Origin of the sequence: Streptomyces sp. NPDC048442 (genome assembly GCF_040651475.1) — a bacterium.
GTDB lineage: Bacteria > Actinomycetota > Actinomycetes > Streptomycetales > Streptomycetaceae > Streptomyces.
In genome coordinates this window covers 1-8,205 of the sequence record NZ_JBEZKB010000064.1, presented here as the reverse complement: position 1 = coordinate 8,205, position 8,205 = coordinate 1, and the positions used below count along the sequence as shown (strand labels likewise).

10 protein-coding genes and 2 pseudogenes are annotated in these 8,205 nt (G+C 68.0%); 1 reads left to right on the top strand and 11 read right to left on the bottom strand.

The features are described 5' to 3' along the window. Positions 1 to 282 precede the first annotated feature (282 nt). From AB0D18_RS41130 to AB0D18_RS41085, 10 genes and pseudogenes are all read right to left on the bottom strand, one after another. On the bottom strand, positions 283 to 1,197 hold the full coding sequence (locus tag AB0D18_RS41130) for an aldo/keto reductase (protein ID WP_362430827.1): 915 nt from the start codon (positions 1,195 to 1,197) through the stop codon (positions 283 to 285). Further along, on the bottom strand, positions 1,194 to 1,403 hold the full coding sequence (locus AB0D18_RS41125) for a hypothetical protein (protein WP_362430826.1): 210 nt from the start codon (positions 1,401 to 1,403) through the stop codon (positions 1,194 to 1,196). The genes AB0D18_RS41130 and AB0D18_RS41125 overlap by 4 nt, the downstream gene beginning before the upstream one ends. Before the next feature lie 32 nt (positions 1,404 to 1,435). Continuing rightward, a complete protein-coding gene (locus AB0D18_RS41120; RefSeq protein WP_362430825.1) occupies positions 1,436 to 2,368 on the bottom strand; it encodes a terminase family protein in 933 nt (310 codons plus the stop codon). A 118-nt stretch (positions 2,369 to 2,486) separates the two neighbouring features. Next, positions 2,487 to 3,038, bottom strand: a complete 552-nt coding sequence (locus tag AB0D18_RS41115; protein WP_362430824.1) for a hypothetical protein — start codon at positions 3,036 to 3,038, stop codon at positions 2,487 to 2,489. A 105-nt stretch (positions 3,039 to 3,143) separates the two neighbouring features. After that, a complete protein-coding gene (locus AB0D18_RS41110; RefSeq protein WP_362430823.1) occupies positions 3,144 to 3,362 on the bottom strand; it encodes a hypothetical protein in 219 nt (72 codons plus the stop codon). 303 nt (positions 3,363 to 3,665) lie between these two features. After that, a pseudogene (locus tag AB0D18_RS41105) lies at positions 3,666 to 4,258 on the bottom strand (transposase). Positions 4,259 to 4,415: 157 nt separating this feature from the next. After that, on the bottom strand, positions 4,416 to 6,008 hold the full coding sequence (locus AB0D18_RS41100) for a serine/threonine-protein kinase (protein ID WP_362430822.1): 1,593 nt from the start codon (positions 6,006 to 6,008) through the stop codon (positions 4,416 to 4,418). 544 nt (positions 6,009 to 6,552) lie between these two features. Beyond that, positions 6,553 to 6,999: a hypothetical protein gene (locus tag AB0D18_RS41095; protein WP_362430821.1), complete on the bottom strand. Its 447-nt coding sequence runs from the start codon at positions 6,997 to 6,999 to the stop codon at positions 6,553 to 6,555. A gap of 256 nt (positions 7,000 to 7,255) precedes the next feature. Further along, a complete protein-coding gene (locus AB0D18_RS41090; RefSeq protein ID WP_362430830.1) occupies positions 7,256 to 7,420 on the bottom strand; it encodes a hypothetical protein in 165 nt (54 codons plus the stop codon). Then, positions 7,417 to 7,554 (bottom strand): hypothetical protein, encoded by a 138-nt coding sequence (locus tag AB0D18_RS41085; RefSeq protein ID WP_362430829.1) that lies wholly within the window; start codon positions 7,552 to 7,554, stop codon positions 7,417 to 7,419. The genes AB0D18_RS41090 and AB0D18_RS41085 overlap by 4 nt, the downstream gene beginning before the upstream one ends. On the opposite strand from AB0D18_RS41085, the gene AB0D18_RS41080 reads away from it, so the two are divergent. Beyond that, positions 7,547 to 7,828 (top strand): hypothetical protein, encoded by a 282-nt coding sequence (locus tag AB0D18_RS41080; RefSeq protein ID WP_362430828.1) that lies wholly within the window; start codon positions 7,547 to 7,549, stop codon positions 7,826 to 7,828. The genes AB0D18_RS41085 and AB0D18_RS41080 overlap by 8 nt on opposite strands. Positions 7,829 to 7,840: 12 nt before the next feature. Here the strand turns inward: AB0D18_RS41080 and AB0D18_RS41075 are convergent. Then, positions 7,841 to 8,104: pseudogene (locus AB0D18_RS41075) on the bottom strand (ParB N-terminal domain-containing protein); the annotation flags it as partial. Between the last annotated feature and the right edge of the window lie 101 nt (positions 8,105 to 8,205).

Sequence of the window (8,205 nt, the reverse complement as noted above, 5' to 3'; positions counted from 1 at the left end):
CCCGGTGAAGGTCTCCACCCACAATGCCTCGGCCAGCAACACCCCGCGCATACAAGGGAGATGCCCGCACAGAGGGCTTGTGCAACAACTTTTAGAAGGAACGGGAAGAAATGACCGATACCAACGCCCGCAGGGCCACATTCCTCTTCGCCTCGGCTCGTGCTGACGCCTCGCGCCGGTGTAGTTCGTCGAGCAGTGAACTCATCGCCACCTCCTCGGCCCCGTCCTCAGACAGTAGGAGGAGACCCGTCTCAGCCACAGCCCGAACTGCAACTGCCCACGTCAGTCTGTCCCTCCACGAGAACTAGGCTCATACAAGATATTCGTAACCATGTCGGTTCGGTCGAGGAGTGCGGGGACAGGGTAGTGATTTCCACGCGGTCCCGGGCAGGAGCCGCGGTCTGTACCGGCTGCGGCCGTGACGGCGAAGCCGCTCACCCCAAGGACGAGCTCGTCAAGGTGCGCCGTTGAACTCGTTCCAGGGATCGGCGCGACATGCGGGCCCAACGCCAGCAACCAGTGCAGAGCCGCATCCAGCAGCGAGCTCTTAGCGAGCGTCCCCGCGTCCAAGGGCCGGTAGGGCACGAAGGGGATGTGCCGGTCCCGGCACACCTCGACGACCGGGTCGTACCGGTCATTCATGTGCAGCACGTTCTGCACGGCCGCCACATCGACCACCGTGGACGCAAGACGCAGCTCCTCCACGGAGACCTTCGACAGGCCTATGTGCTTCACCTTGCCCTCCTGCTGGAGCGCGGCCATCGTGTACAGCTGGTCCATCAGCCCTACTTCGGGGTCGATCCGGTGTAGGTAGCAGAGGTCGAGGCGATCGACCCCCAGCCGGCGAAGGCTTCCCTCGACCGAAGCACGCAGGTACTCGGCCCGCCCGTGCGGCACCCACACATCCGGTGCGGGACGCAAGAAGCCCACCTTCGTGGCGATGAGGAGGTGTTCCGGGTAAGGGTGGAGAGCTTCGTGGATCAGCTCCTCGACGGTGTGCGGGCCATAGGCGTCCGCGGTGTCGAGGTGAGTGATTCCCTGGGTGAAGACGGCGCGGCGCAGCAGGCTGACGGCCGCGTCATGGTCGGAGGGCGTTCCCCAGGTTCCGGGCCCGGTCAGGCGCATGGTGCCCAGGCCCAGCCGGGACACCGTCTTTCCGGCGATGGTGATAGTGCCGCCGGGCGAAGAGAGATTCACACGACCACCCCCAGCACAGTGTCGACCGCGGCACGGATTGCCAGTTCCTTCGCTTCGGCGGTCCCAGCAACCCGTACGTGCGGTACACCCGCACCGTTCAGGACCGTATGGCAATGCCGGTCCACGAGCGTGCGGTACCGCGGGTTGTAGTCGTGCTGGGCGGCGACGGGCTGCGCCGGGTCGAGGACGGTGGCGAACAGCACCACGTACCGTCCCGTTTACGTCTCGGCGAGGGCGCTCAGCTGCTCCAGTTCCCACGGCCCCGGTGCATCGCCCCGGAACTCCAGGGCGGGTCGACGGTGACGACGATGCGTGCCAGGTCGATCCCCCTGAACTGGGCTGCACTGATGCGGTTGTTCGTGATCCACGACCACTCCCACACGCCGCCGTCCTGCGGGCGCGGCTGCTGCATGTACAGCGACCACCAGACGCGTTCGCCCACCGAGCGGCGAATCTCCGCGAGGGCGTCGTGGTCGTACCGCTCGGGCCACAGCGGAGTGCTGATGTCACGGCCAAGAGCGTCGCCCTCGGCGAGGGCGAGCGCGGGCAGGTCGATGACCGTCCACCGGTCGCCCTCGTCCGCCAGGACGCGGCCGGCGAGGTCGTCCTCGTCCCACCGGGTCTGGATGAGGATGACGGAGCCGCCCGGCTCGATACGGGTGAGGAGGACGGCCTGCCACCACTCCCACAGCCGCTTGCGCATGGTCGGCGAGGACGCCTCGGCGGCGTCCTTGATCGGGTCGTCCACCACCGCGAGGTGGGCGCCCTTGCCGGTGAGGCCGCCACCGACACCGGCCATGACGGCCCCGCCCTCCGTCCCGGCGAGGTCGAAGCGGTTCGCGGCGGACGAGCCGGGACGGAGGCTGATGCCGAGCTGGGGGCTGTAGTTGAGGATCGCGTCGCGAATCCACCGGCCGTGGTCGTCGGCCAGGTCGGAGGAGTACGAGGCGATCATCACCCGGTGTTCTGGACGCCTCCGCCGGTACCAGAGCGGCGCCCACCGTGCGGCCCTTCGGCTCTTGCCGTGCCGCGGGGGCAACGTCAGCAGGAGCTTCGTTGGCTTTCCGGCGGCGACACGCTCGAACGCGGCGTCGATCTTCGCCAGGTGCGGGGCCTGCATCTCCCGGCCGTCGGTGAGGACCGACGCCATCGCACCGGGGGAACGGTCCATCGCCGACTCGCGTTCAATGCGTACGAGCTGGGCGCGGAGCTGTGGGATGGAGGCTGCGGCTATCTCGCGGCGTTGGTGCGCGGGAAGCGACCGGTACAGGGTGAGGACCGCAGCCTCATCAGCCTTCGGCCCCCTCGCCCTCGGAGGATCCGGCGAGAGCAATCAGGCGCTCCAGCTCAGCCAGGCCCGCCGTCTCGACCTGCACCGCACCACCGTCAGGCCCGGACAGTTCCGTACGGACAGGCCGGTCGAGACCGAGGAGGCGGCTGCTGCGCTCGATGATCCGCACCGCACGGTCAACGGCCTGGTAGTCGCCGGAGCGCATCGCGGCCCGGTAGACCGTGAAGAACAGTCGCTCCAGTCGCTCCACCATGAGCTGGCGGAGTTCGTCGCTGTTCCCGTCGAGGACGGTGGTGCGCTCCAGGAGGGCCTTGGAGACGTCCTTGCACGCCAGCTCGATGAGGCGTTTGTCCGTGGGGGGTTCCTGGCCGCGCTTGTACTTGTCGATGCCGTACCCCTGCGGGTACGCGACACCGTCGGTGTTCACCGACGGGTCGGCGGCGAGCTTGCGGGCGATGGTCAGCCAGTCGACACCGGCGAGCTTGAGGTCGATCGCATCCGCGGGGCGCTGGGTGATCGCAGCCCTGATCGCCCGGTTGGGGCGGCCCATGAACAACTCCCGGACCCCACGCCGCCCTTCCATGATCCTGTAGCGAAGACAGGCGCGGAGGGCTTCGCCCCGCGCCCGAGGAGGCGCGGGGCGGACAGCGCCGGGCTAGATGTGCTTGCCCAGCGTCCAGTGGGTGAGGCGATCCACGAGGTCGAGGATGTGGCGCCGCGGTCCGGCGGCGACGAACGGGAACACGACGAACGCAGGGATGAAGGCGATCACCGCGCACAGGGCCGGGATCAGGCGGACGGTGATCGTCAGGAAGTCGACGAGGGCGCGCAGAGTGCGGCCCTGGGTGAGGACGTCGAGGAGGCGGTCGAACATGTCGGGCTCCTAAGGGGTCGGCGAAACGACCTGGCTAACCGTCTGAAGGCGTACGTCTCCCTCAGATGGTGCCGTCGCATCTGGCGACAGCAGCCGGGTCATCGACCGCACCCCCTGGCCCGCTTGCTGCGAGTCAGGGGCGGGGTCTACGCCGCTCCCTCATGTGCGCCTCCGGTGGCCCGAGTTGGGCTCTTGCTCGTGGGGCCGTCGTGTGATGTCTGACGGCCCGGAGAGATTACCGGGCCGTCGACAGTGTTCGCAAGAGGATTGGTGAGCCTGGAGGCTCAGTTGTATGACGGTGTCCTATGTGGTGAGTCGGACGAGGCGTTTGTAGCAGCACAGGGCTGCGGCGAGGCCGAGAAAGGCCAGGTAGTTGGAGGGGCGGGGTTCGTAGCAAGGGCAGAGCCGACGGTGGCCGGTCAACCACGACGTCATCCGTTCGATCACCCACCTACGTCGGCCGAGGCGTTCGCTGGACTCGATACCTTGGCGCGCGACGCGGACGCCGATGTGCTTGCCCCATAACCAACTCCGCAGGTGGGGGACGTTCGGCCTCCTTCTTTTGCCCGCACGTGTGCGGGGTCCAACACGACATCAATGAGCCTGGCGTCGTCGAGGCGATGCACCACTGCTTCGTGGAGGCGGCCCCAGACGCCAGCTCTCGACCAAATCGTGAAGCGGCGGTGCACCGTCGACTTCGACACCCCGAAACATGGCGGCATCGCCCGCCAGGAGCAGCCGCTGACCAACACATAAATGATGGCCGCGAACAGCGTCTCATCAGGCGTGTCCGGCGTTCCGCCACCCTGCGGCCGCATCTTCGACGGCGGGATGAGAAGCTTCGCAATCTCCCACAACCCGTCCGGAATAATCCAACTCCACGTCTCCTGAACGATGTTGAACCGTCCAACCCAGACTCACCACGTAGGACACCGTCTTAGCGGGTCGTGCTGGTTGGCGTGCACCTCCCACTTCCCACTCCCAACGATGCCTTGCCGCATGCAGTGTGCGATCTCGTTGGGCGGGGGCCAGGGGTGGCACGAGGGTGCGGTATCAGGGGGCGATCGGCTTGCGGAGCTCGTCGTGGATTCTGCTGGTCTCCGCCGCTGCTTGTTCGAGCGGGCCTGATGGCTTGAACTCGACACTGCCCGTGGTGTTTTCGTCGGCCCACGCGCACGCGGTCTTGTCACCGCCGTCGCCGTAGGTCCCTGTTGCGCAGCTGAAGACGACGTTCGATCCGGGGACCCGGATCTCCCTGGGTGGTGTGATGCAGTTCGCCTTGTCGGTCCCGAGGCGGCCTTTGATGCCGTCGTCCCGGTGCTTCTTGGGGTTCTTGAGCCGGCCGTGCATGCCTGTGACGTACAGCTCCTTGAAGGCAACGGATTCGGCCGCCTTGGCGTTGGTCACGGTGTAGGTGCCGATGAAGTCCCGGGCGTCCTTCCGGTCCGCAGTGTCAACAATGTTTCCTGCGAAGAGTCTCCCTTCCAGCTCGTACGCACCCCCCTCCAGCGTGGACGAAGGGTTGAGTTCGTACTTCGCCGCAGGGAACGGTCCGCCCGGGTCTTTGAGCGCGTATATGGCGTAGACCGGGATGCCGACCAGGAGCAAGGCGCCCGCGACACCGGCGAATACGGTCCCGGCGCGCGCCCGTCGCGGCGAGGCAACCTGGCCCGGGGGTTCGGCGCGCGGGACGGCGTCGATGGTCCGGGCACTCGCGATGCCGCCGAGGACCGGACCGTCCGACCCGGCTGTCAAGTCTGTTCCACTCCGCTCCTCCGGCACCTCGTGTACGTGCGCTACCGCCGCCGCGCTACGAGTTGGGGAGTAGTCCCCCGCCACCCCGACATCCGGCGCGAGCGCGTCCAACAGCACCTCGGGCGTCGGCCGTTGCGCCGGGTCCTTGGCCAGGCAGGCTGCGACCACCGACCGTAGTCCCTCCGGTACCGCCTCTAGGTCGGCCTCCTCGTGCACCGACCGATACATCAGCCCCATCGGCGTCCCCGCCCCGAACGCGCTTCCGCCCGCCGCCGCGACCAGCACCGCTCCGAGCGCGAACACATCCGCCGCGCTCCCGACGTCGAGCCCCTGGGCCTGCTCGGGTGCAAGGAAGCCGGGGGTGCCGAAGGCCGCCCCGGTGGAGGTCAGCCGGGTCGACTCCAAAGCGCGGGCGATACCGAAGTCGAGGACCCGGGGTCCGTCTTCGGCCATGATGATGTTGCCCGGTTTGAGGTCGCGGTGCACCAGGCCGCAGGCGTGCACCGCCTGAAGGGCCTCCGCCAACGCCGCTCCGAGCAAACGCAGTTGAAGCTCTGCCATCGGCCCGCGTTCATCAAGCAGATCCGACAGCGTCGGCCCCGGTATGTAGGCGGTCGCCAGCCAGGGGGCGGCGGCCTCCGGGTCGGCATCCACGACCTGCGCAGTGTGGAACCCACCCACCTTGCGGGCCGCCTCCACCTCAGCCCGGAACCGTGCCCGGAAGTGGGGGTCGTCGGCCAGCTCGGCCCGGGCCACCTTGACGGCCACCGTGCGGCCGCCGCGCGAGCGGGCCAAGTACACCCGCCCCATGCCGCCCGAGCCCAGCTCGCGCTCCACGACGTAGCCGCCAATGCGCCCCGGCAGGTCCACGCCACCCGCTCCCCACCCCATGCGTCACACACTCCCCTGTTGCGTCACCGCGCGCCAGTATGGCCGACCATGGCGGCGGACACAGCCAAACCGAAGCGGAACCATGGCACCGGCAAATCGCGTGCCGCGGCCCGCGGCCAGAACTTCGTCGTACGGGACGACCCCCCGCGGCGTCGGGTATGTGCCGGTGGGTCTTGAGCCACCATCCGAACTGCCAGTTCCGGCAGGTGCGGTAGCGGCGCCCGGACCGCAGGGGCGCGTCCAGCGGGATGCTGTGCTCGCCCCACCCGGTGACGGGGCGGGCATGGGTCAGCTTGACCGTCAGACCGGCGACGGTGGCGTCTCCCTCCCAGGTTTCGCCGGGTGCGTACTCGAACGCGAGGTGCGCGTTGCGGACCCAGTCCCAGGGGGTGGGCAGTGCGCACAGGTACCAGGCGGCGGGCGGGTTGTGTGCCGGCAGCAAGAGCGTCTGGGCGCGTCGGCGGTGGCTGACGTCGTGGCGGTCGCACTCGGCGAACGTCTTCAGGCAGTGCTGTGTGAGGTCGACTTCGCGGACACCTGCCAGTCACATGATGCGGTAGGTGTCGGTACGGCTCGTAGTCCTGAACCTTGTAGCCCTCGCCGCGCAGGTGCCGGGCGTAGACCCCGTGACCGGCCCCGAAGTCCACGATCCTGGTAGAGGCGGTGATCCGAGGGCGGACGAGCCGTTCCCACACCTCGGACTTGTAGCGGACCTGTCGGCCTTCGCCTTCGAGGAGTGCTCACGCAGCCGATTGGGCTGCACGATGTGCTGGTTCCATACCGGGGCCTGCTCCTCCAGGCCAGACCAGTCGTACACGCCGTACTCACCGGTGAGGTCCTGCACCAGCTCACCGGCATCCGAGGACGCACAGGTCCAGGCGAGGACGTCGAACCTCTGCGTCTTGGCGACGGCCGCGTACTCGGCGTTCAGGACCACACGCCCCTGGTCATCGATGACGACGGACCCCCATGCCCCGTGTGCGGCGGTCATGAACGCGATCGCCTGCTGGAAGGGCACGTTCTTCGACTCGGCGACCTCGATGGACTGCCACGGAATCCAGCACCACTGGCCGATCGGCCCCGGCTCGGCATAGACGAGAGAGGACTCGGTCTCGACCCGGTTGTGCAGGAGGTTGAACTTGATCTCGTCCTGGAGGCGGACCTTCTGCGGCAGGATTCATCGCCGGAGTCGTCTCCTGCCCGATCGCCTTCAGACCCTTGGTCCTCTGGTGGCCGGCGACGAGAGTTCAGTCCGCGTTGAGGATGACCGGCTTCACGACACCGTGGCGGCCCAGCGACCCCTGGAGGCGGACGAAGGACTCGGGGGAGAGACGGCGCGGGTTGAAGTCCGCAGGGCGCAGCTTCGCCAGCGGGTAGGCGGGATCGAAGCGGACGCCGAGGCTGCGGGTCATGCGACGGCCCATTCGGACGCGTGGTGCTCCTTGTTGAGGACGTGCCATCCGAACCCGAGGTCCCTGTCCTGGTCGGCCACGAACCGCTGGTAGAGGGCGTCGAGGAGTTCGACCTCGGCCTGGGTGATGCGCACCCCGGGTGGAGGGCCACTGCATGTATCCCCACTGGAGGTAGTCGACGGTGGCGGCGGCCCCGGTGCCGGCGCCGTCGGACGGCAGCTCGATCGGGGCGGGCAGGGCGGTGGTGTCGAGGAGGTCGTCCACCTGCTCCTGGTCGTAGCCGGTGCCCTCCAGGTCGGGCAGCTCGGAGAGGACTTCCGCCAGGAGAGCGGTGTCGTATTCGGCAAGGTCGTTGGTGCGGTTGTCGACGATGACGATCTTCGCCGCCGCGTCGTCGTCCACGTCTAGCCAGGTGACGGCTATCTGCTCCCAGGTCAGATGCCGGGCAGCCCTCAGGGTGTGGTTGCCCGCCAGGACTTCGTTCGCCCGGCCGGTCAGGGTGCCCTTGTTGACGGCGATGGGCCGGTACTGGCCGTTTGCGGACAGGCTTGCGCAGATGGCGCTGAGGTCGCCGGTGCGCGGATTGCGGTGGTAGGCGTGAGGTCGGCCAGAGGCTCCGCGAGGTCTGCCAGCGAGGCCGGGATACGGGCTTGAGACACGACAAGGCTCCAGCCCCGCGCCCACTTACGAGCCTAAGAAGCCATCTCATTTGGCGACTCGGCGGTAGCAGATGAGGGTGCAGGCGATGCTGGCGAAGGCGAGGAAATGGGTGGCCTTGCGTTCGT

What these genes read in the sequence shown, in the direction of transcription:
- AB0D18_RS41090 (WP_362430830.1), bottom strand. Translation starts at nt 7,420, where the DNA reads ATGACCCGCAGCCTCGGCGTCCGCTTCGATCCCGCCTACCCGCTGGCG.
- AB0D18_RS41110 (WP_362430823.1), bottom strand. Translation starts at nt 3,362, where the DNA reads ATGTTCGACCGCCTCCTCGACGTCCTCACCCAGGGCCGCACTCTGCGC.
- AB0D18_RS41100 (WP_362430822.1), bottom strand. Translation starts at nt 6,008, where the DNA reads ATGGGGTGGGGAGCGGGTGGCGTGGACCTGCCGGGGCGCATTGGCGGC.
- AB0D18_RS41115 (WP_362430824.1), bottom strand. Translation starts at nt 3,038, where the DNA reads ATGGGCCGCCCCAACCGGGCGATCAGGGCTGCGATCACCCAGCGCCCC.
- AB0D18_RS41080 (WP_362430828.1), top strand. Translation starts at nt 7,547, where the DNA reads ATGCGCACCCCGGGTGGAGGGCCACTGCATGTATCCCCACTGGAGGTA.
- AB0D18_RS41120 (WP_362430825.1), bottom strand. Translation starts at nt 2,368, where the DNA reads ATGGACCGTTCCCCCGGTGCGATGGCGTCGGTCCTCACCGACGGCCGG.
- AB0D18_RS41095 (WP_362430821.1), bottom strand. Translation starts at nt 6,999, where the DNA reads ATGACCGCCGCACACGGGGCATGGGGGTCCGTCGTCATCGATGACCAG.